This is a genomic window from Methylobacterium sp. GXF4, assembly GCF_000272495.1.
GTDB classification, from domain to species: domain Bacteria; phylum Pseudomonadota; class Alphaproteobacteria; order Rhizobiales; family Beijerinckiaceae; genus Methylobacterium; species Methylobacterium brachiatum.
Window position 1 is genome coordinate 1 of record NZ_AKFK01000065.1, and the last position, 20524, is coordinate 20524.

20 protein-coding genes and 1 pseudogene are annotated in these 20524 nt (G+C 70.1%); 9 read left to right on the forward strand and 12 right to left on the reverse strand.

Annotation, left to right across the window (positions count from 1 at the left end; all coding sequences use genetic code 11):
- The 7 genes and pseudogenes from WYO_RS29060 to WYO_RS16835 all read right to left on the reverse strand — a co-directional run.
- Positions 1–1669: pseudogene (locus tag WYO_RS29060) on the reverse strand (methyl-accepting chemotaxis protein); the annotation flags it as partial.
- Positions 1670–2025: 356 nt separating this feature from the next.
- A complete protein-coding gene (locus WYO_RS16810) occupies positions 2026–3240 on the reverse strand; it encodes a carbohydrate porin (protein WP_007564638.1) in 1215 nt (404 codons plus the stop codon).
- 632 nt (positions 3241–3872) lie between these two features.
- Positions 3873–5141, reverse strand: coding sequence for a bifunctional phosphopantothenoylcysteine decarboxylase/phosphopantothenate--cysteine ligase CoaBC (coaBC, locus tag WYO_RS16815; RefSeq protein ID WP_007564640.1), 1269 nt, complete (start codon positions 5139–5141; stop codon positions 3873–3875).
- Positions 5142–5192: 51 nt separating this feature from the next.
- Entirely contained in the window at positions 5193–5915 is a 723-nt protein-coding gene (locus WYO_RS16820; protein WP_007564642.1) for a di-trans,poly-cis-decaprenylcistransferase, read from the reverse strand.
- A 77-nt stretch (positions 5916–5992) separates the two neighbouring features.
- Entirely contained in the window at positions 5993–6382 is a 390-nt protein-coding gene (locus WYO_RS16825) for a transcriptional regulator (protein WP_007564651.1), read from the reverse strand.
- A complete protein-coding gene (locus WYO_RS16830; protein WP_007564652.1) occupies positions 6369–6986 on the reverse strand; it encodes a hypothetical protein in 618 nt (205 codons plus the stop codon). The genes WYO_RS16825 and WYO_RS16830 overlap by 14 nt, the downstream gene beginning before the upstream one ends.
- A 158-nt stretch (positions 6987–7144) precedes the next feature.
- Positions 7145–7630, reverse strand: a complete 486-nt coding sequence (locus WYO_RS16835) for a VOC family protein (protein ID WP_007564654.1) — start codon at positions 7628–7630, stop codon at positions 7145–7147.
- 81 nt (positions 7631–7711) lie between these two features.
- On the opposite strand from WYO_RS16835, the gene uvrB reads away from it, so the two are divergent.
- Complete coding sequence (gene uvrB / locus WYO_RS16840; protein WP_007564656.1) at positions 7712–10453, forward strand: excinuclease ABC subunit UvrB; 2742 nt, start codon at positions 7712–7714, stop codon at positions 10451–10453.
- Positions 10454–10464: 11 nt separating this feature from the next.
- Here the strand turns inward: uvrB and WYO_RS16845 are convergent, their stop codons facing one another.
- The gene (locus tag WYO_RS16845; protein ID WP_007564657.1) at positions 10465–10683 is read right to left on the reverse strand and encodes a hypothetical protein; all 219 of its coding nucleotides are present in this window, start codon (positions 10681–10683) and stop codon (positions 10465–10467) included.
- 140 nt (positions 10684–10823) lie between these two features.
- Here WYO_RS16845 and WYO_RS16850 point away from each other — a divergent pair, with 140 nt between their 5' ends.
- Positions 10824–11357 carry an ankyrin repeat domain-containing protein gene (locus WYO_RS16850; RefSeq protein WP_007564659.1) on the forward strand — a complete coding sequence of 178 codons (534 nt, stop codon included), beginning with the start codon at positions 10824–10826 and terminating at the stop codon, positions 11355–11357.
- A gap of 3 nt (positions 11358–11360) precedes the next feature.
- On the opposite strand, the gene WYO_RS16855 is transcribed toward WYO_RS16850, so the two are convergent.
- Both WYO_RS16855 and WYO_RS30000 read right to left on the reverse strand, forming a co-directional pair.
- Entirely contained in the window at positions 11361–11672 is a 312-nt protein-coding gene (locus tag WYO_RS16855) for an addiction module antidote protein (protein ID WP_007564660.1), read from the reverse strand.
- 11 nt (positions 11673–11683) lie between these two features.
- Positions 11684–11977, reverse strand: a complete 294-nt coding sequence (locus WYO_RS30000) for a type II toxin-antitoxin system RelE/ParE family toxin (protein ID WP_047170856.1) — start codon at positions 11975–11977, stop codon at positions 11684–11686.
- Positions 11978–12138: 161 nt separating this feature from the next.
- On the opposite strand from WYO_RS30000, the gene WYO_RS16865 reads away from it, so the two are divergent.
- The gene (locus tag WYO_RS16865) at positions 12139–13857 is read left to right on the forward strand and encodes a PQQ-binding-like beta-propeller repeat protein (RefSeq protein ID WP_085985804.1); all 1719 of its coding nucleotides are present in this window, start codon (positions 12139–12141) and stop codon (positions 13855–13857) included.
- A gap of 59 nt (positions 13858–13916) precedes the next feature.
- Positions 13917–14348, forward strand: a complete 432-nt coding sequence (locus WYO_RS16870) for an acyl-CoA thioesterase (RefSeq protein ID WP_007564665.1) — start codon at positions 13917–13919, stop codon at positions 14346–14348.
- A 73-nt stretch (positions 14349–14421) separates the two neighbouring features.
- On the opposite strand, the gene WYO_RS16875 is transcribed toward WYO_RS16870, so the two are convergent.
- On the reverse strand, positions 14422–15459 hold the full coding sequence (locus WYO_RS16875) for an aldo/keto reductase (RefSeq protein WP_007564667.1): 1038 nt from the start codon (positions 15457–15459) through the stop codon (positions 14422–14424).
- 127 nt (positions 15460–15586) lie between these two features.
- Between WYO_RS16875 and WYO_RS16880 the strand changes: the two genes are divergently transcribed.
- A complete protein-coding gene (locus tag WYO_RS16880; RefSeq protein WP_007564668.1) occupies positions 15587–16492 on the forward strand; it encodes a LysR family transcriptional regulator in 906 nt (301 codons plus the stop codon).
- 12 nt (positions 16493–16504) lie between these two features.
- Here WYO_RS16880 and WYO_RS16885 read toward each other — a convergent pair whose 3' ends face one another.
- Positions 16505–17824 (reverse strand): O-antigen ligase family protein, encoded by a 1320-nt coding sequence (locus WYO_RS16885; RefSeq protein WP_007564669.1) that lies wholly within the window; start codon positions 17822–17824, stop codon positions 16505–16507.
- A 209-nt stretch (positions 17825–18033) separates the two neighbouring features.
- Here WYO_RS16885 and WYO_RS16890 point away from each other — a divergent pair, with 209 nt between their 5' ends.
- The 4 genes from WYO_RS16890 to WYO_RS16905 all read left to right on the forward strand — a co-directional run bounded on the left by WYO_RS16890 (position 18034) and on the right by WYO_RS16905 (position 20508).
- The gene (locus WYO_RS16890; RefSeq protein WP_007564671.1) at positions 18034–18276 is read left to right on the forward strand and encodes an AbrB/MazE/SpoVT family DNA-binding domain-containing protein; all 243 of its coding nucleotides are present in this window, start codon (positions 18034–18036) and stop codon (positions 18274–18276) included.
- Positions 18273–18662 carry a type II toxin-antitoxin system VapC family toxin gene (locus WYO_RS16895; RefSeq protein WP_007564672.1) on the forward strand — a complete coding sequence of 130 codons (390 nt, stop codon included), beginning with the start codon at positions 18273–18275 and terminating at the stop codon, positions 18660–18662. The genes WYO_RS16890 and WYO_RS16895 overlap by 4 nt, the downstream gene beginning before the upstream one ends.
- Positions 18663–18813: 151 nt before the next feature.
- Entirely contained in the window at positions 18814–19833 is a 1020-nt protein-coding gene (locus WYO_RS16900; RefSeq protein WP_007564674.1) for an NAD(P)-dependent alcohol dehydrogenase, read from the forward strand.
- Between the two features lie 54 nt (positions 19834–19887).
- Positions 19888–20508, forward strand: a complete 621-nt coding sequence (locus WYO_RS16905) for a GNAT family N-acetyltransferase (protein WP_007564675.1) — start codon at positions 19888–19890, stop codon at positions 20506–20508.
- Positions 20509–20524: the final 16 nt, after the last annotated feature.

Below are 20524 nucleotides of genomic sequence, written 5' to 3' on the forward strand. Positions count from 1 at the left end.
CGGGCCGCCTCGATGGTCGCGTTGAGCGCCAGCAGGTTGGTCTGCCCGGCGATGTTCGAGATCAGCCCGACCACGTCGCCGATCCGGCCGACCGCCGTGCTCAGCTCCTGAACCAGGGTTCCGGTCTGCCCGGCCTCGGCAGCCGCACCCACAGCCAGCTTGGCGGACCCGTCGACCTGCCGGCCGATCTCCTGAACCGACACGCCCAGCTCCTCGGCGGCCGCCGCCACGGTGTTGACGTTGCTGGCCGCCTGCTCGGCCGCGGCCGCCACCGTGGTGGATTGGCTGGCGGTCTGCGAGGCGGTCGCGGTCATCGCCTGGGCGGTGACCTCTCGGTCGCCGAGGACGACACCTGACCGATGATGCCGCCGACCGCCTGCTCGAACGCCTCGGCCATCTGGCGCATGCCGGCCTTGCGCTGTTCCTCGGCGGCGCGCCGCGCCCGGGCGGTCTCTTCCTCCAGGGTCCGGGCGCGGATCAGGTTGTCCTTGAACACTTGCACCGTCCGCGCCATCGCGCCGATCTCGTTGCCGCGATCGCGCAGGGGCACCTCCACCGATGCGTCCCCGTCAGCCAGGGCCTGCATGGTCCCGGTCATGGTCCGGATCGGCTGCAGCACGAAGCGGAACAGGGCGACCAAAGCGAGAGCGACGAGCAGGCCGGAGACCAACAGGGCCGCAACGTTGCGGATCAGGACGCTGCGCGCCTCCTGGGACAGGGCCTCGGCGCGCGCGATCATCTCATCGAGGGCGGCGCTGGCGAGGTCGACGATGGTGGCCTGTTCCGGCGTGTCGAGCTTGCGCGCCTCCTGCAGCGTGATCCGCGGCGGCTCGTTCCGGGCCAGCGCGTTGGAGACGGCGAGACGCCGGGCGAGGGGCGCCCCTTCGAAATTGCTGGCGCGGGCCTTCTCGAACGCGGCTCGGACCTTGGAAGACAGATTGGACGCGGTCTCCGTGGCCGCGTTCCACGTGGCGTCGAGCCGTCCGCGCTCCTCGGCGGCCGCTACGGTCTCGGCGGGCGACCAGGGGGTGCCGGCCGACAGGGAGGTCTGGATCCGCAGGGCGACGGCGCCGAGCGCCATCCGGGTTGCCCAGGCCGAGCGCTTGAGAGCGAGGTTACGCTCGAGGACGAGGTCCGTGCGCGGGATCGCGGCATCGACCGCGTCGGTGGTCGCCGTCAGGGTGTCGAGCATGGCCTGGAGGGCCGTCTGCGCCTCCGGAACGGTGCCGGCGTCGCGCTGGGCCTTGGACACCCGCAGGGCCGCATCGACCCGGGGGCGGAGACGTTCCACGCGCTCGCGGGCCGCCTGGAGCGGACCGAGCGTCGCCTTCACGGAGGGCAGATCCAGGTCGTCCACCAGGGCCGCCGCCTCGGCGATGCCGGCCACCGCCCGCTGCCGCTCCGCGTAGAGTCCCGACAGGGTGTCGGCATCCAGGGGTTGGTCGGCGGCGAGGAATTGCAGGCTGGCGCCCCGCTCAAGCCGCGTCGCGTACAAGGTCTGAAGCAGCGCCCGGCTCGCCCGCACCAGGGAGATGCCGGCCTCGGCCTGAACCGCCTCCGTCCGCGCCGCGATGAGCGCGTTTGTCGCATAGGTGAAGATGATCAGGCCCAAGACGAAGAACACGACGCTCATCGTCGTTCGGATTGAAATATTTTGCAGGCGGATCATCGCACAACTCCAACGGCCTGGTGATAGCGCGGTGATGTCTTATACGACCGCATTTGTCGATCGTTGTGACACGCGACCTGTTTGATCTGCATCTAAACTGCGCCGAACGCGATGTTTTGCTTGGCGCATTTGCCGAATTCAAGGCGTCATCGCCAGAGTTTTTTGCCGGCTTTGTTTCAGGCCAAAGCGATTTAACGCGGCCTTTACCTTCACGAGTCGACGGGTCACTGATCATCGCGCTGACAGACCGCGTGACGCCCGGCCAACGACAACAACGTCGCGGATGTCCGGTCCGCGACGATGCCTCGTGGGGTCGATCGCCCCGCGCGCCGGCGGGCGGCTTGCGGGGCGACGGGTCAGAAGGTGATGAGCGAGGTCAGGCCGAACACCACGACGTCGGGCTTGTGCTCCGGCGTCGCGCGCCGGGTGATGTACTGGATGTTGGGCCGCACGACGACGTTGTCGGTCACGGCGATGCTGTAGAAGGCCTCGACGAAGCGTTCCTGCGCCGGCATCCGGCGGTTGGTCCGGTTGATCAGGTTGCCCTGCTCGATGGCCTCGACCGCCCGGGGATTCGGGGTCGTCTGGCCGACGCCGAGCCCGATCCAGTCGTTCGGCCGCTCCGCGCACCAGCCCTTGTAGACGAGCCCGCTCGTCACCTGGGCGGAATACACCGACGTGTCCCGGTCGCTGGCGACGGCCCGGACGAAGGCCGAGACGTTGCGGACGGTGTTGGCGGGATCCGGGCGGTAGACCTCCTGGACGCCGACGACATACAGGCCGTTCCGGCCGTCATGGTGCAGCGGCTGGCCGCGATACTGGGCGAAGGGCAGGCGCCGGTCGTTCAGGTAGACGTCGTTGCCGCCGCTGGTCTCGTACCAGCCGCCGACCTTGTAGCTGCCGGCGTAGCCCGAGCCCCCGAATTTCGGGAACCATCCGGCCTCGGACAGGATCAGCGCGCCGGTGCCCTTGCTAAAGTTGAAGCTGAAGCCGTCGACGAGGTTGTCCGGATTGACCTGGTAGGCGCCGACCTGGACGTAGGCGGTGTCCGCCGTGCCGACGCGCAGGCGGGTCGCCCATTGGCTGACCGGGAAGTTGTAGATGTAGTTGCCGGCGATCTTGCCGGTCGGGGCGCCGCACAGGGCGTTGAGCTGGAACTCGCAGGCGAAGCCGGCGAAATCGTCGCCCGACGGCATCCGGCCGATCTTCAGGTCGATCCACGGGCCGAACTTCTGATCGTACCAGAACTGGCTCAACCGCCAGATGCGGCTGCGGCCGTAGATCTCCTCGACGCTGGTCTGCGTGCCGAGATGCGCGTCGAGAGTCAGGTCGCGGCCATGCCGCTGGCTCAGCGTGACCACACCCGAGCCGCCCTCCAGGCCGAACATCTTCTCGAAATCGAACAGGCCCTTGGCGGTGAACTGGGCGGCCCCGCGCGCCAGGGTGCGAGTCCCGCCGGCCGCGTTCGTGGCGCCCTCGTAGACGTAGCCGAGGTTGAGCAGGATCCCGTGCTCCCAGAGCGTGTCGCGGACGCCGCCGAGATTGCCGAGCAGGCCGAATTTCGGGCTCACGCTCCGCGGATCCGTAGACCCCACGGCGGGCTGCGTGGTCGGCGCGGGCGTCGACGGTCGATCGAGGGGCAGCCGCTGGGGTGCGTTCGGCTCCGGTATGATCGTTGATTCGTCCGCGTTTTGGGGTGCCGAAGGCTGTGCTTGAGCCAGTCCGATACACGGACTTGCACCGATGACCAGCAAAGCGGCTGCCCATCCCGAAAGAAGTCTACGGTTCATGATCCATAACGCCCCCGAGCCGACAGTTTTCTGTTCGGCGCCATGGGCTTACAGCCTCGTAAAACCGCAGATTTCAAGCCTTTACTATCGACTTATCTTCGATCGACAAAGCATTTGAATTCGATGTCGTGCTCTTATTTGGGAAGACTGGCAGATTTTGCGCACAGACAAACGGGTTTCAATACGATTTCTTCCATCAATACGGAGCTCGCACGACCCGATAGAGATGCGAGACGATCATTCGCCCGCGACAATGCCGGCCGTGACCGCATTCGCATCGGACATCGCCCGCACCGCCCCGATCGGCAGCCGGCTTTACAAAGCCCGAAGAGCCTCGCAACAAGCGAGGACTCGCAGCAACACCGGCGGCGAAATCGACGGCGATCGGTGCGTTCGGCGGGTCCGATTCCGGCTCAGCGCGTCAGCATGCCGGCTAAATGCGCGACGAGCCGGCGCGCGACCTCGTCCTTGCCGAGGCGCGGCCAGGTCTCCATCGCGCCGTCGCGATGGATCAGGTGGACCGTGTTGTCGGTCCCGCCCATGACGCCGCCCGCGGCGGACACGTCGTTGGCGACGATCAGGTCGCAGCCCTTGCGGGCGATCTTGGCCCGGGCATGGTCCAGCACCGTGTCGGTCTCGGCGGCGAAGCCGACCACCAGGGGCGGGCGCCCGGCCTCCAGATGCGACACGGTGGACAGGATGTCGGGATTCTCGACCAGGGGCAGCGGCGCCGGGCCGGTGCCGTCCTTCTTGATCTTCTTCGAGCCGGCCTCGACCTCCGGGCGCCAGTCGGCCACCGCGGCGGCGAAGACCGCGATGTCGACGGGCAGGGCCGCCTCGACGGCGACCAGCATCTCCCGGGCGGTCTCGACCCGGACGACGCGGACGCCCGCGGGATCGGGGATCGCGACCGGCCCGGAGACCAGCGTCACGGTCGCGCCGGCCTCGGCGGCGGCGGCCGCGATGGCGTGGCCCTGGCGGCCGGAGGAGCGGTTGGCGAGGTAGCGCACCGGGTCGATCGGCTCGTGGGTCGGCCCGGAGGTCACGAGCACGCGCCGGCCGGCGAGCGGGCGCGCCGCCGTACCCGGGCGGCCCGACAGGAAGCCGAGACCCGGCGCCTCGGCGCCGGCCTCCTCCAGCATCCGCTCGAGGGCGTCGGCGATCTCCTTGGGCTCGGCCATGCGGCCGGGACCGGTCTCCGCCTCGGCCATCTTGCCGGCATTGGGCCCGACGAGGCGCACGCCGTCGCCCTCCAGGATGGCGCGGTTGCGGCGGGTCGCCGGATGCGCCCACATCTGCACGTTCATGGCCGGGGCGATCAGGATCGGCAGGGTGGTCGCCAGCAGGATCGTGGTGGCGAGATCGGCGGCGTGGCCGCCGGCCATGCGGGCCATCAGGTTGGCGGTGGCCGGCGCCACCACGACGGCATCCGCCTGCCGGGCCAGCTTGATATGGCCGATATCGGCCTCCTCGGCCCGGTCGAACAGGTCGGTATGGGCCCGCTCACCGGCGAGCGCCGCGGCGGCCAGGGGCGTGACGAATTCCTGCGCGCCCGCGGTCAGCACCGGGCAGACGCTGGCGCCGCGCTCGCGCAGGCGCCGGATCAGGTCGAGGGCCTTGTAGGCCGCGATGCCGCCGCCGATGACGAGCAGGATGCGGCGGCGGGCGAGGGTCTCGGTCATGGCGGGAAGCCTCTGCCTGAGGCAACGCGCCCGTCAAGCGGGCGCGGGGGATCAGGCTGCCGCCGGGACCGCCGCGGTCTTCAGGCCGCCGAAGCGCCGATCCCGGCGGGCGAAGTCGGCCACGGCGGCGGCGAGATCGTCCGGTCCGAAATCGGGCCACATCCGGTCGGTGAAGTGGAGCTCGGCATAGGCCGCCTCCCAGAGCAGGAAGTCCGAGAGGCGCTGCTCGCCGCCGGTGCGGATCACGAGATCGACGTCCACCGGCGAGCCGTGCATCTGTCCGGCGACCAGGGCGCCGAAACTCTCGCGGGTGGCGTCGGCACCCTGGAGCGCCTGTGCGGCCGCGATGATCGCGTCCCGGGCGGAATAGTCGACGCAGATCCGCAGGTGCAGGCGGGTGCCGGCTGCCGTGGCTTCCTCGGCGGCGGCGATCGCCTCCGGGATGCCCCGGGGCAGGCGGTCGCGCCGGCCGACCACGCTCAGCCGGGTGCCGGTGCGCGCGAGCCGCTGGGTCTCGTTGCGCAGGTAGGAGCGCAGCAGGCGCATCAGGCCGCCGACCTCGTCGTCCGGCCGCTGCCAGTTGTCGGCCGAGAAGGCGTAGAGCGTGAGCGTGCCGATGCCGAGATCCGGGCAGGCCTCGGCGGTGCGCCGGATCGCCTCGACGCCGCGATGATGACCGGCGAGACGCGGCAGGCCGCGCTGCGTCGCCCAGCGCCCGTTGCCGTCCATGATGATCGCGGCGTGCAGCCCCCCCGGCCCCGCTTCGCTTTGCATCGTAAAGTCTCCCGGCATGGGCGTATCGCTGAGGTTTATTCGGTTTGCGTTGACAATCTCTGCGCGATCCGGCGGTCTCAGGCCGGTTTCGTGGCCGGATCGAGGCCGCGCACCCCGCCCTCGGGACTTCGCTCCGCCGCGGAGGCGGCGTCGCGAACGACCTGCTCGAGCACGCCGAGATAGCCAATGAAACGCCTGCGCCCGGTTGGCGTCATGCGGCAGATTGTCTGTGTGCGGTTGAGGGCGAAGCCCTTCTCCAGGCTCACCAGGTCGGCCTCGCTGAGCACCGCGAGGTGCCGGCTGAGATTGCCGTCGGTCAGCCCGCACAGGCGCTTGAGGTCGGGGAAGGGCAGGCCCTTGGGATGGGCCACCAGGGAGGTCAGCACGCTGAGCCGGGCCCGCTCGTGGATGATCCGGTCGAGCCCCTCGTAGGAGAAGCGGCCGTCGTCGCGGTCAGAGGTCATCATCGAAGGCCCGGGCGCCGCGATGGATGATGCCGGCCAGCCAGATCTGGCCGACCACGAAGGGAAGCCCCATGGCCCAGGGCGACAGGGCATGGCTCTCGGCCGAGACGGCGAGCACGGCCAGGCCGGTGAGGAGGTACCAGGCGCCGACCCCCTGGACCGCCCGGGGCAGGATCCGCGCCGAGGCGAACAGGCCGAGGCCGACCAGGACCTGCCAGAGGCCGGGCAGCATCCAGATCTCGGCCGGCGCGAAGCGGGCGATGACCAGGGCGAGGCAAGCCCCGGCGCCGGCGGCGGGCAGGAACACCTCGATGGCGTTCCAGACCATCGCGTCGGCGAGGCCGGAATGCAGCCGGCGGCTGCGCCGGACCGCCTCGACCCCGATCAGCGCGAAGGCCACCAGGGCGGCGGCGATCCAGAGGCCGAAGAACAGGACCGGCCGCACGGAAGGGTCGCCGAGCCAGAGGGCCTGGCCGACCGCGCAGGCCAGCGCCAGGCCGCCCGTCCCGGCGACGGTGGCGGCTCCTAACCCGCGGAACGCCGTGTCGCGGGCGATCTGCGAGCGGATCGCCACGATGTCGGCCAACGCCTTGTCCAGGTCCTGCATGAGCTCCAGCCCCCGCGCTGCATCATGCTTTGCACTGCAAAGTACCGGTGGGCCCCGGCCACCGCAAGCCAATTCGCCGGGTGATGATACCGTTTTTTCTCAGCATCGGACCGCCTGGTCGAGGCCAATGCCGGGTGAATTCTACCTAAGAGTTGTAATCACCCAATTTCGCGGCGGAGAGCATCGAGATCGAGCCGCGCCGTGACCATCCGCAGGGCGCCGTCCGGATCCCGCGGCCAGTCCGCCTCCGGCCGGTCCCGGTACAGCTCGACGCCGTTGCCGTCGGGATCGCGCAGGTACAGGGCCTCGCTGACGCCGTGGTCGCTGGCGCCCTCGAGCAGGATGCCGGCCGCCTCGATCCGGCGAAGGGCGTCCGCCAGGGCGGCCCGGGTCGGGTAGAGCAGGGCGAGATGGTACAGGCCGGTGGTGCCCGGCGCCGGCGGCGACCCGCCGAGGCTCTCCCAGGTGTTGAGCCCGATATGATGGTGGTAGCCCCCGGCGGCCACGAAGGCGGCGCGCTCGCCGTAGCGCTGGGTCAGGCCGAGGCCGAGCACGCCGCAATAGAAGCCCAGCGCCCGGTCGAGGTCGGCGACCTTGAGGTGGACATGCCCGATGCGGGTCTCCGGATGGATCGGTGCGGTCATCGGCGGTCCCGTCCGTGAAAGCTTGAAAACTCCGCGCCGCAGAGGGTTTCTCGCGGGACGTGCGGGGCCCATATTGATCGCATGCCCGCTCCGAAGAAACCGCGCGCCGCTTCCGTCTCGGCCTCCTCCGCCAAGGCGTCAAAGCCCGAGCTGAAGCCGCTCGATACCTATCTGGCCGCGTTGCTGAACCCGGCGCTGAACCGCAACCGGCCGCCGCCGATCGCGCCGGAGCCCGAGAAGCCGCGGCCGGGCAAGCCGAAAGGCCGGCCCGCCAAGGAGTCGATCAGCAAGGCCGCCACCCGCAAGGTCGAGATCGCCCGCGACGGCTTCGCCGAGGCGCCGCAGGCCGGCTACGCGCTCGGCGACGCGGCCGATGTCGATCCGCGCCTCGCCCAAGCCCTCGGGCTGACCCCGCCCGAGGACGGGCCCGTGCCCGAGGGCGCCGAGCTGCCGGATCCGGGCGGCGACGGCGGCGCCTCGGCGACCGTGACGGCCCTGGAGCGGCTGCTCACCGAGGGCAATCCGCTGTTCAAGGACGGCCAGACCTGGGTGCCGCACCGGCCGGACCGGCCGCAGAAATCCGAGGGCGGCCTCCGGTTCACCCTGAAATCCGAGTTCGAGCCGGCGGGCGACCAGCCCACCGCCATCGCCGAGCTGGTGAAGGGCGTGCAGGCCCACGAGCGCGACCAGGTGCTGCTCGGCGTCACCGGCTCGGGCAAGACCTTCACGATGGCCAAGATCATCGAGGAGACCCAGCGGCCGGCCCTGATCCTGGCGCCGAACAAGACGCTGGCCGCGCAGCTCTACGGGGAGTTCAAGGCGTTCTTCCCCGACAACGCCGTCGAGTATTTCGTCTCCTACTACGATTACTACCAGCCCGAGGCCTACGTCCCGCGCTCGGACACGTTCATCGAGAAGGAATCCTCGATCAACGAGCAGATCGACCGGATGCGCCACTCCGCCACCCGCGCCCTGCTGGAGCGGGACGACGTGATCATCGTGGCCTCGGTCTCGTGCATCTACGGTATCGGCTCGGTCGAGACCTACACGGCGATGTCGTTCACCGTGACGTTGGGCGAGAAGATCGAGCAGCGCCAGCTCGTGGCCGACCTCGTGGCCCTCCAGTACAAACGGATCCAGGCGGATTTCGCCCGCGGCACCTTCCGGGTGCGCGGCGATTCGATCGAGCTCTGGCCGGCCCACCTGGAGGATCGCGGCTGGCGGATCGGGATGTTCGGCGACGAGATCGAGTCGATCGTCGAGTTCGACCCGCTCACCGGCAAGAAGATCGCCGAGCTGAAATTCGTGAAGGTCTACGCCAATTCCCACTACGTCACGCCGCGGCCGACGCTGCAGCAGGCGATCAAGGGGATCAAGAATGAGCTGAACGCCCGCATCGAGGAGCTGACCAAGATGGGCCGGCTGATCGAGGCCCAGCGCATCGACCAGCGCTGCACCTTCGATATCGAGATGATCGAGGCCACCGGCGCCTGCAACGGCATCGAGAACTATTCGCGCTACCTCACCGGCCGCCGGCCCGGCGAGCCGCCGCCGACCCTGTTCGAGTACCTGCCCGACAACGCCCTGGTCTTCACCGACGAGAGCCACGTCACCGTGCCCCAGATCGGCGGCATGTACCGGGGCGACTTCCGCCGGAAGGCGACGCTGGCCGAGTACGGCTTCCGCCTGCCGTCCTGCCTGGACAACCGGCCGCTGCGCTTCGAGGAATGGGACGCGATGCGGCCGCAGACGGTCCACGTCTCGGCCACGCCCGGCAAGTGGGAGATGGAGCGCACCGGCGGCGTCTTCGCCGAGCAGGTGATCCGCCCCACCGGCCTGGTCGACCCGGTGATCGAGGTCCGCCCGGCCCGCGCCCAGGTCGACGACCTGCTGGGCGAGGTCAAGGCGGTCTCCCAGGCCGGCTACCGGACGCTGGTGACCACGCTGACCAAGCGCATGGCCGAGGACCTCACCGAGTACCTGCACGAGAACGGCGTGCGGGTGCGCTACATGCACTCCGACATCGACACGCTGGAGCGGATCGAGATCATCCGCGACCTGCGGCTCGGCGCCTTCGACGTGCTCATCGGCATCAACCTCCTCCGGGAAGGCCTCGACATTCCGGAATGCGCCCTGGTGGCGATCCTCGACGCCGACAAGGAGGGGTTCCTGCGCTCCGAGACCTCCCTGGTCCAGACCATCGGCCGGGCGGCCCGGAACGCCGACGCGCGCTGCATCCTGTACGCGGATTCCATCACCGGCTCGATGGAGCGGGCGATGGCCGAGACCGAGCGGCGGCGCACGAAGCAGCTCGCCTACAACGAGAAGCACGGCATCACGCCCCAGAGCGTGAAGCGCGGGATCAGCGACATCCTCAACAGCGTCTACGAGCGCGACCACGTCCAGGTCGATACCGGCCTGGCCAAGGACGCGATCACGGTGGGCCACAATCTCAAGGCGGTGCTGGCCGACCTGGAGAAGCGGATGCGCGCGGCCGCGGCCGACCTCGACTTCGAGGAGGCGGCGCGCCTGCGCGACGAGCTTAAGCGGCTCCAGGCCACGGAGTTGCTGGTCTCGGACGATCCCATGGCCCGGCAGGGCGATGTCGAGCGCGAGGCCGGCAAGTACGGCCGCAAGGCGCCCCGGGGCGCCGGCCCCACCCGGATCTCAAAGCCCGACCTCGACAATATGGGCCCGGGCACCGACCGCGAGATGCCGGCCGGTGCCGTACCGTGGCAGGAGCGGCCCAAGCCGCGCTCGACCCAGGGCCTCGGCGGCCAGAAGCCGAAATACAAGGGCGGGGGCGGCCGCAAGCGCGGCTGAGCGCTTCGGCTTCAGGCGGCCCGGTCGTCCCGCCCGGCATAGCGGCTCGCCACCGCCTCGCCCTCGTCCACGATCGCCTCGGCGATCCGGAGGGCGAGGGCGTTGCAGGCCTCGTCATAGGCGTGGGGATCCGCCTGGACGGCCGCCCGCGTCACCGCGCCGACCCGGTCGCGGACGATCTCACGGGCGATGCGCAGGGCATCGGCAAACGGCTCATAGGGGCGCGGCATGGTCGTCGCTCCGGCGGCATCGGGCCATGATGGCCCGGGTGGCGGCTGCAACGGCCTTGCGGGCGAAAGTGTTCCCGCCGACGCTGGACAGGGCCGCGACCGCGTCCCAGATCGGCTTCGGTTGAAGCAGGCGAGCGACGATGACTTCCGAGACGAACCCACCGCCGGTCCTCGACGACGAGACCCTGGCCTTTGCCGGCCGGGTCTTCCAGTATGCCCGGATGGGCCATGCCGATGAGCTGGCCGAGCTGTTCGGGCAGGGACTTCCGGCGAACCTGCGCAACGACAAGGGCGACAGCCTGCTGATGCTCGCCGCCTATAACGGCCAGACGGAGGCGACCCGGGTGATCCTGGAGGCCGGGGGCGACCCCGAACTCGCCAACGACCGCGGCCAGACCCCGCTGGCCGGCGCAGCCTTCAAGAACGACCTCGCCGTCGCCCGGCTGCTGCTCCAGCACGGCGCCGCGGTGGACGGGACCGGCACCGGCAGCCGCACGGCCCTGATGACCGCGGCGATGTTCGACCGTACCGAGATGGTGACGCTGCTCCTCGAGCACGGCGCCGACCCGGATTTTCGCGACGCCGCCGGCCAGAGCGCCGCCGACATGGCCCGGGCCATGGGCGCCCAGGCGACCCCGGGCCAGCTCGACGCGGCGGCGCGGAAGGCGGGGTGAGGGTCAGGAGTTTTCGGCGGGCGCTACGGGGAGGACCGCGAGGGTCAGCCCGAGGGCCGAGACCACGCGCTGAACCGTGTCGAGGCTCGGATTCCCGGTCTGCGAGAGTGCTTTGTACAGGCTCTCGCGGCCGAGGCCGCTGGCCTCGGCGACGGCCGCCATGCTTCGGGCGCGTGCCACGTCACCCAAGGCCCGCCGGAACGCGGCGGGATCGTTCTCCTCCAGGGCGGCGGACAGGTAGGCGGCAGCATCTTCGGGCGTGCGCAGATACGTCGCCACGTCGAAGGGCCGGGTGGATGTCTCGGAACCAGCCATAGGCGGTCTCCTCAAACCGTCAGCGCGAGTTTGTGAGCACGAGCGATGTCCCGGACCTGTGAGCTCTTGTCGCCACCACACAACAGGATCACGATCGCACCGTTGGCGCGTTCGACAAAATAGACGCGGTATCCAGGCCCGGTATCGATCTTCATCTCGCTGACCCCGCCGCCGACGGATGCCAGATGGCCGGGATTTCCCTCCTGAAGGCGCACGATCCGGCGAAGGATATGGGCGCGACCTGCAACGTCGCGCAGACCAACGATCCACCGATCGAACAGCTCCGTTGTGGAAACGTCGGGCACAGCTTCTGTATCCCATAAGATACAAATCGTCGCAAGCGCCTGCGATCGTCTTGCCAAACCGTCCCCATCACCGGATCGGGTGATCTCAAACGTTCGGGAGCCGAAACGCCGTGCCGCAATCGACTTGGATCGACAGAGGATTTCGCCTTGCTTGCGCGGCGCTGGTTGCGGCGGCGCCTTTCCCAACCATCGCCGCCGAGACCCCCTGGCCGGCCTTCGGGCACGATCACAGCAACCGCAACTTCTCCGACCTCACCCAGATCGATCGCGCCAGCGTCGGGCGGCTGCGGCCGGCCTTTCTGTTCCAGACCGGGGTGACGGGCTATTTCCAGGCGCAGCCGGTGATGGTCGACGGCGCGCTATACCTCTCCACGACCCAGAACAACGTCGCGGCGCTCGATGCCCGGACCGGCCGGCCGCTCTGGACCTACACGCACAGGCCGCGCACGGAAAAGATCTTCGGCCCGCCCTCCAACCGTGGGGTCGCGGTATCGGACGGCCTCGTGTTCGAGGCGACCATGGACGGGCGCCTGATCGCGCTCGATGCCAAGACCGGCCGGGTGGTCTGGGACAAGGAGGCGGTGCGCCCGGAGGAGGGCGAGAGCGAGACCGCCTCGGATCTCGCGGGCAAGCTCGGCGGCAAGGCGGTGCAGGGCTCGAGCCGGCTCGGCTTCAAGATGCCGCCCCTGGTGGCCGAGGGGCTGGTGATCGTCGGGGTCACCGGGGCGGGCTACGGCCTGCATGTCGAGGACGAGGCCGGCGGCCTCGATGGCGGCGCCGTGGTCGGGATCGAGGGCGGCTACGGCCGGCGCGGCTGGCTCGCGGCCTACGACGCCAAGACCGGCGCGGAGCGCTGGCGCTGGTACGTCACCCCGTCGGAGGGCTGGGAGGGCGGCTTCGTCGCGCAGACCGTGGACGGCGTGCCGCTCCAGCGGGACATCGCCGCCGAGAAGGCGGCGGCGCCGGCCAACCGCGAGGCCTGGCGGGTCGGCGGCGGCTCCCTCTGGATGACCCCGGCCTACGACCCGGATCTCGGCCTGATCTTCCTCGGCACCGGCAACCCGGCGCCGCAGAATTTCGGCCTCTCGCGCCCGGGGGACAACCTCTACACGATGTGCCTCGTGGCCCTCGACGTCCGCACTGGGCAGCTGCGCTGGTATTCCCAGCAGGTGCCGCATGACGAGTGGGGCTACGATGTCGCCGCGCCGCCCTTCCTGCTCGATGGGCCGAACGGCGCCAAGGCCGTGGCCTCGGCCAGCAAGACCGGCTGGATCTACGTCCACGACCGCGCGACCGGGAAGCTGCTCACCCGCTCGGCCCCGCTGATCGAGCAGAAGAACCTGTTCGCGCCGCCGACCCCGCAGGGCACCGTGGTGGCGCCGGGGCCGCTCGGCGCCGTCTCGTGGCCGCCCACCGCCTATGACGGGCGCCTCGCCTACGTGCAGGTCCGCCACGGCGCGACCACCTACACGGTCAAGACCGTGCCGGCAGCCGGGGACCGGCCGGAGATCCGCTACACCGAGACCGGCGAGGCTAAGGGAGAGCCGTCCTTCAGCACCCTGACGGCGGTCGACCTGGCGGATGGCGGCAAGATCGCCTGGACGATGCGCTCGGGCAGCCGGCTCTCCGGCGGCACGCTGGCGACGGCGGGCGGGCTGGTCTTCTCCGGCGAGGAGGATGGGCATCTCGACGCCCACGATTCCCGCGACGGGACGCTGCTGTGGCGCTTCCAATGCGGTGCCGGCATCAGCGGCCCGGCCATGACCTACGCGCTCGACGGCAAGCAGTACCTGGCGGTGGCGGCGGGCGGCGCGTCCTTCACCAAGGCTTCCGGGTTCGGCACCGGCGACGCACTGCTGGTCTTCGCGCTGCCCGATTGACGCCCACCGAGCTTGACTGGAGGAGTTCCAGCCTTTGGCGGCGGGGATTCGTCCGGACGATGACGCACGAGCAGGGCAGGGACGGCGGGATTGCGGATGGCCAGCCGACCCACCGCGGGGCGCCGGTGATCCGGACCATCGCGATGCCGGCCGACACCAACCCGGCGGGCGACATCTTCGGCGGCTGGCTGATGGCCCAGATGGATCTGGCCGCCGGCAACGTCGCGGCGCGGCGCTCGCGCGGGCGCTGCGCCACCATCGCGGTCGACGCGATCACCTTCCACCACCCGGTCTTCGTCGGCGACGAGGTCAGCCTCTACGCCTGGCTGATCAAGGTCGGGCGCTCGTCCCTGCGCATCCAGGTCGAGGTCTGGCGGCGGGAGCGGGCGAGCGAGACCACCATGAAGGTCACCGAGGCGACCTTCACCTTCGTGGCGATCGGCGACGACCGCCGCCCGCGACCGGTGCCGCCGGAGGCGGGCGGGATGTGACGCGCCTGCGCGGCGCGTCAGGGCTTTACGATGCCGGGGACGTGCTGCCGGGGCGGGGCGCCGGCATGACGGTCTACGCTACGAGCGGCGGGTTCAGGCGGGCGAACCCCTCCTGCCGGTAATACGGACAGTGCGGATAGGGCGCGGTGACGGCGCTGGCAGCGTCGAGCGCGGCGCTCTGCTCGGCGGTGAGCGTCCACCCGATTGCGCCGAGATTGTCGCGAAGCTGCGCCTCGTCGCGGGCACCGATGATGACCGAGGACACCGTCGGCCGCTGGATCAGCCAGTTGAGCGCCACCTGCGGCACGGTCCTGCCGGTCTCGGCGGCGACCCGGTCCAGCGCCGCGACCACGCGGTAGAGATGCTCGTCATCGACCGGGGGCCCGAAACGCGCCGTCTCGTGTAGCCGGCTGCCTTTGGGCAGCTCCGAGCCCCGCCGGATCTTCCCGGTCAGGCGGCCCCAACCGAGCGGGCTCCAGACCAGGGCTCCGAGGCCCTGGTCGGCTCCGAGCGGCATCAGATCCCATTCGTAGTCCCGACCGACCAGCGCGTAATAGACCTGGTTGGCGACGTAGCGGGGCCAGCCGTGGCGATCGGCGGCCGCCAGGGCCTTCATGATCTGCCAGCCCGAAAAGTTCGACACGCCGACGTAACGAACCTTGCCGCTGCGCACGAGTCCGTCGAGCGTGGACAACACCTCTTCCACGGGCGTCGCCGCGTCGAAGGCGTGCAATTGCAGCAGGTCGATGTAATCGGTGCCGAGCCGCCGCAGCGCGTCCTCGACCGCGCGGATCAACCGGAGGCGCGAGGTGCCGGACTCGTTCGGGCCGTCGCCCATCGGAAGCCCGGTCTTGGTGGAAATCAGCGCTCGGTCGCGCCGTCCCTGGAGCGCGGCGCCGAGAATCTCTTCGGACGCGCCGCCCGAATAGACATCCGCCGTGTCGAACAGGGTAATGCCGGCCTCCAAGCAGATATCGACAAGGCGGCACGCCTGCGCGACATCGGTGTTGCCCCAAGCGCCAAAGAGCGGCCCCGAACCCCCGAAGGTGCCCGCACCGAAGCTCAGGACGGGGACTTTGAGGCCGGATCGACCGAGAGACCGGTATTCCATGGGATCGTCCTTTTCCGGCGAAAGCCGCCCTCCGCGGCCCGCCTTCGCTCACGGGGTCTCGGGATAGACGGCGCCCGCAGAGCGACATAGCGTGCCGGAGCGAACATCATTTGTGACGTGAACGACCATGGCCCGCGCCGAGACCAACCGCTCCGGCGAGATGGAAGTGTTCGTCCAGGTGGTCGAACACGGCGGATTCTCGGCCGCCGCCAGGGCCGGCCGCATGACCCCGTCGGCGGTCAGCAAGCTCGTGGCGCGGCTGGAATCCCGGCTCGGCGCCCGCCTGGTCAACCGCTCGACCCGGGCGTTCCAGCTCACGCCGGAGGGCTGCGGGTTCTACGAACGGGCGACGCGTATTTTGGCGGATATCGCGGATGCGGAGCGGAGCGCGGGGGCCGGCGAGCACCCGGTCGGCCGCATCCGGCTCAACACCAGCGCGTCCTACGCAGCCCATATCCTAGCGGGGATCCTGCCGGATTTTCTGGAGCGGTATCCCCAGGTTGCGGTCGACCTGATGCAGACCGACCGGGTCGTCGACCTGCTTTCGGAACGGACCGACGTGGCGATCCGCGCCGGGCCGCTGAAGAACTCACGCCTCGTCGCCCGCAAGCTCGGTGAGACCGCGATGGTCATCGTCGGCGCCCCGGGATACCTCGAACGCTTCGGGATCCCGGCGACCCGCGAGGACTTGGACCGCCATACCCGGCTCAGCTTCGGCTATGCGCGCGCGGTCGATGGCTGGCCGGTGACGGAGGCTGGGGCCAGGACGGTCGTGGCGCCGGTCGGACGCGTGCAGGCGAGCGATGGCGAAGCGCTTCGCCACCTGGCGCTCGGCGGCAACGGGCTCGCGCGTCTCGCCGCCTTCACCGTGCAGGCGGATATCGCGGCGGGCCGCCTGGTGCCGGTTCTGGAACGCCTGAATCCCGGCGATCGGGAGGCTTTCCACGCCATCCATCTCGGTCAGGGCGGCCCGCTGCCGTCGCGGGTGCGGGCGCTGCTGGACTTCCTCGCGGAGCGCGGCCGGGTCTCGTAGGGTGTCCCGACCTCACCCCCGCGCGATCGCGTAGCGCGTCCGCAACCGCAGGCCGAACACCGCCATCATGAACATGCAGCAGGTGGCGTTGTTGCCGTTGTAGAGCACGGTCTCGAACGAGGCCGAGACGAGGCCCAGGAACCACAGGCGCAGGAACAGCAGCGTCTCCGCGTCGAGCTCCCGGCCGCCGCGCTGCAGGTCGCGCACGGGGGCCAGCACGAAGGCCCAGACGGTGAGCACCAGGAACGGGAAGCCGCCGATCAGAGCCGTGTCGAGATAGGCGTTGTGCGAGTGGTTGGCGGTGTTGACCCAGGTCAGTTCCTCGGAGCCGCCATACATGGTCCGCTCGGTCATCCAGAAGGCGCCGATGCCCCAGCCCCGCCAGGGGCGGACCATGATGTTGTCGAGGGCGAATTGCCAGATCTCGCTGCGGCCCGTGAAGGTCGCGTCGGTCAGGAGCGCGCCGATCGCGTCCTGGATCGCCGGGACCAGGATCGAGCCGATGGAGATCAGCGAGAACCCGAGGATCGGCCCGAGCAGCAGCAGGCCGCGCAGGCCGCCGCCGGTGAAGACCCGGCACAGGCCGGTGACCGCCAGGATCACCGGCAGAAGCAGGATCGCGGTCTTGGAGCCGCTCGCCACCAGCAGGCCGATCGCCAGGGCGACGATCGTCCAGCCGAGCACCCGGCTCGCCGCGGAGGCGACGTAGAGCCCGACGATCACCAGGATCACCATCGCGGCCCCGGCCTCGTTCTTGTGCGGGAAGATGCCCCGCCACAGGCCCGGATGGCTCGGATCGGAATTCACGTCGAAGGCCGAGTGGATCGCCAGGTTCGGCACCAGGGCCACCGCCAGATAGGACGAGATCAGGATCACCAGGGCCGCGCCGGCCAGGGTCAGGGCCAGCTGCCGCGGCGACCGGGCGACCAGCAGCACCCCGGCCGACAGCATCGCCGCGATGGCGAACAGCACGAGCCGCCGCAGCGACAGGCTCGGCTCCACCGACAGGAGTGCCGTGACCCCGAGCCAGCCGGCGCAGAGCGTCAACGGCCAGGTCACCAGCGGGCGCAGGTGGCGGAACCCAATCCGGTGGATCGCCGCCGCCATGCCGAGCCCGGCCGCGACGAACAGGATCTGGGTCAGCAGGCTGCCCGCCTCGGAGGCGGCGAGCGAGGAGCGGTCGGACAGGTCCTCGAACCAGACATGGTTCCACAGCAGGACGAACACCGCCCCGTTCAGGAGCACGCGCAGCACATCCGGCACGTCGCGCGCCGCCGCGCCGGGCCGAACCCTCCCGGCCGGGATCCCGATCGCCGCGTCCGCCAAAGCCATGCCGTTCCACCGCCGGGGCCGCGGGATGCGGCGCTCCCCATTGTAGCGGCTGCGGCCACCGGGGCGATGGGGGGATCTGCGGTTGCGGCGGAGGATCTGGCGATAACCTTAGCGGGCGCCCCCACGGTGACGGCGTAGACTGGTGGATCTGGCACTGGCGACACCTCCTGGCGTATAGATCCGCTTACGGCATATTGAGGAGTGACCCCATGAAGGCCAAGGTGATGCCTGATGGGCGGATGAGCCTGCCCGCCGACCTCCGCAAGAAGCATGGGCTCGGCAACGGCGGCGAGGTCATTGTCGAAGACATCGGGGACGCCATCGTGCTCCGGACGCTGGATCAGGTGGTGGCGCGCGCGCAGGAGATGAGCCGCCGGTTGATCGGCGGCAAAGGCGGCGCCTCGGTCGAGGATTTCCTGGCCGACCGCGCCCGCGAGGCCGAGCGCGAATGACACGCTTCGTCCTCGATGCCTCGGCGCTCCTCGCGCTCCTGCTCGGAGAGCGGGGGGCTGACACGGTCAAGGCTGGGCTCGACGGCTCCGTCATGACGACCGTCAACCTCGCCGAGGTGATCAGCTACTACGCGAAGCTTGGCGTTGGACGCCGCGACATCGAGATGCTGCTGCGGCCGCTGCCGATCCGCCTGTTTCCCGTCGATGCGGCATTGTCCTACGACGCCGGCCTCTTACGTTCGATCACGCTCGAAGGCGGCCTATCGCTGGGGGACCGCTATTGCTTGGCTCTGGCGAAGCGAGAAGGCGTACCCGCTCTCACGGCGGAGCGGCGCTGGCCGGACATCGCCGGGGCCGTCGGTGTGACGATCGAGCTGATCCGCTGAGACAGGAATGCGTTGCGGCAGGACTTCTAGGCTGTGACGTTTCGTCGGTCAGAATGTTTTCGCCGCCGCTCCTGCATCGGTCGTGGCGGTTAGTCCGGTCCGACCAGGCCTCATCGCAATACTTTCGGCCCGCGCAAGAAACAGGTGCATCATGACCCAATCGGCATCCCGGGCGGTCATCGTCCAGCCCGGCGGCGGCTTCGACAAGGTGGGGTTCGGCGAGCGGCCCGTGCCCGCACCGGGCCCCGGCGAGATCACCGTGCGGCTGCGGGCGAGTTCGCTCAACTATCACGATTATGCCGTGGTCAGCGGCACCTGGGGGCCGAGCGAGCCGCGGGTGCCGATGTCCGACGGGGCGGGCGAGGTCGAGGCGATCGGCCCCGGGGTGGACGGGTTCGCGGTCGGGGACCGGGTGGTCAGCACCTTTTTCCCGACCTGGCTCGACGGCACGCCGCAGGTCGAGGGGTTCGCCACCGTGCCGGGCGACGGAATCGACGGCTATGCCCGCGAGCGGGTCACGGCGCCCGAGACCGCCTTCACCCACGCCCCCCGGGGCTGGGACCATGCCGAGGCCGCGACCCTGACCACGGCGGCGCTCACCGCCTGGCGGGCGCTCCACGACGATGCCGGGCTCAAGAGCGGCGACGTGGTGCTGGTGCAGGGCACCGGCGGCGTCTCGCTGTTCGCGCTGCAATTCGCCAAGGCGGCCGGCGCGACCGTGATCGCCACCTCGTCCAGCGACGCGAAGCTCGAGCGCCTGCGCGGCCTCGGGGCCGACCACCTGATCAACTACCGCGCCGATCCGGCCTGGGGCGAGACCGCGAAGCGCTTGACCGACGGGCGGGGCGTCGACCACGTGCTCGATGTCGCCGGGCCGGGGACCCTGGAACAGTCGATGGCGGCGGTGCGGGTTGCCGGCCACATCTCGGTGATCGGGATCCTCACCGGCGTGGCCGGGCCGCTGCCGCTGGTCCCGGCGCTGATCCGCCAGATCCGGCTCCAGGGCGTGCTGGTCGGCAGCCGGAGCCAGCAGATCGCGATGATCCGCGGGATCGAGGCCTGCGGCCTGCGGCCGATCGTGGACAGCGTCTACCCGCTGGACGAGCTCGTCGCGGCGTTCCGGCACCAGGAGAGCAACCGGCATTTCGGCAAGATCTGCGTCCAGATCTGAGGGGCCGGGATCGGGTAGGGTGGCGGCCTTCGCGGTCGCCACCCCTCCGAGCCGATGCCCACAGACCCAGCCGCCCCTTTGCTGCCCGTCGGATTCGCGGCGGTGCCGCCGGGGCACATCGCCGCCATCGTCACCAGCCTCGAGATGCTCGGGCCGCCGGTCCCGCGCCCGGCCAAACCCTTGCCGGACGGGATGGCGCTGCACCCGCTCGTCCGACCCGATTGCGAGACCTATCGCGACCTCTATCGGGCGGTGGGCGCCGACTGGCTGTGGTTCTCGCGCCTGACCCTGTCGGACGCGGCGCTGCGGGCGATCCTCGATGACCCGCGGGTGGAGATCTACGCGCTCCGCCGGGACGGGGCGGATCTCGGCCTTTTGGAGCTGGATTTCCGCGAGCCGGAGACCTGCGAGCTCGCCTTCCTCGGCCTGATCCCGGACGCAGTCGGGCAGGGGCTCGGCCGCACACTGGTCAACGCGGCGATCGAGAAAGCCTGGTCGCGGCCGATCCGGCGGTTCTGGGTGCATACCTGCACGTTCGACCATCCCGGGGCGCTCGGCCTCTATCGCCGCTCCGGCTTCACGCCCTGCGCGGTCCAAGTCGAGGTCGCCGCCGATCCCCGGCTCACCGGCCTCCTACCCCGGACTTCCGCCCCGCACGTGCCGCTGCTGGCGTGACCGCCGTGGGTGGAGA

Excerpts from the sequence above, each read along its gene's own strand:
- coaBC (WP_007564640.1), bottom strand. The coding sequence starts at position 5,141 with ATGACCGAGACCCTCGCCCGCCGCCGCATCCTGCTCGTCATCGGCGGC.
- WYO_RS16820 (WP_007564642.1), bottom strand. The coding sequence starts at position 5,915 with ATGCAAAGCGAAGCGGGGCCGGGGGGGCTGCACGCCGCGATCATCATG.
- WYO_RS16825 (WP_007564651.1), bottom strand. The coding sequence starts at position 6,382 with ATGATGACCTCTGACCGCGACGACGGCCGCTTCTCCTACGAGGGGCTC.
- WYO_RS16830 (WP_007564652.1), bottom strand. The coding sequence starts at position 6,986 with ATGCAGGACCTGGACAAGGCGTTGGCCGACATCGTGGCGATCCGCTCG.
- WYO_RS16835 (WP_007564654.1), bottom strand. The coding sequence starts at position 7,630 with ATGACCGCACCGATCCATCCGGAGACCCGCATCGGGCATGTCCACCTC.
- uvrB (WP_007564656.1), top strand. The coding sequence starts at position 7,712 with ATGCCCGCTCCGAAGAAACCGCGCGCCGCTTCCGTCTCGGCCTCCTCC.
- WYO_RS16845 (WP_007564657.1), bottom strand. The coding sequence starts at position 10,683 with ATGCCGCGCCCCTATGAGCCGTTTGCCGATGCCCTGCGCATCGCCCGT.
- WYO_RS16850 (WP_007564659.1), top strand. The coding sequence starts at position 10,824 with ATGACTTCCGAGACGAACCCACCGCCGGTCCTCGACGACGAGACCCTG.
- WYO_RS16855 (WP_007564660.1), bottom strand. The coding sequence starts at position 11,672 with ATGGCTGGTTCCGAGACATCCACCCGGCCCTTCGACGTGGCGACGTAT.
- WYO_RS16870 (WP_007564665.1), top strand. The coding sequence starts at position 13,917 with ATGACGCACGAGCAGGGCAGGGACGGCGGGATTGCGGATGGCCAGCCG.
- WYO_RS16875 (WP_007564667.1), bottom strand. The coding sequence starts at position 15,459 with ATGGAATACCGGTCTCTCGGTCGATCCGGCCTCAAAGTCCCCGTCCTG.
- WYO_RS16880 (WP_007564668.1), top strand. The coding sequence starts at position 15,587 with ATGGCCCGCGCCGAGACCAACCGCTCCGGCGAGATGGAAGTGTTCGTC.
- WYO_RS16885 (WP_007564669.1), bottom strand. The coding sequence starts at position 17,824 with ATGGCTTTGGCGGACGCGGCGATCGGGATCCCGGCCGGGAGGGTTCGG.
- WYO_RS16890 (WP_007564671.1), top strand. The coding sequence starts at position 18,034 with ATGAAGGCCAAGGTGATGCCTGATGGGCGGATGAGCCTGCCCGCCGAC.
- WYO_RS16895 (WP_007564672.1), top strand. The coding sequence starts at position 18,273 with ATGACACGCTTCGTCCTCGATGCCTCGGCGCTCCTCGCGCTCCTGCTC.
- WYO_RS16900 (WP_007564674.1), top strand. The coding sequence starts at position 18,814 with ATGACCCAATCGGCATCCCGGGCGGTCATCGTCCAGCCCGGCGGCGGC.
- WYO_RS16905 (WP_007564675.1), top strand. The coding sequence starts at position 19,888 with ATGCCCACAGACCCAGCCGCCCCTTTGCTGCCCGTCGGATTCGCGGCG.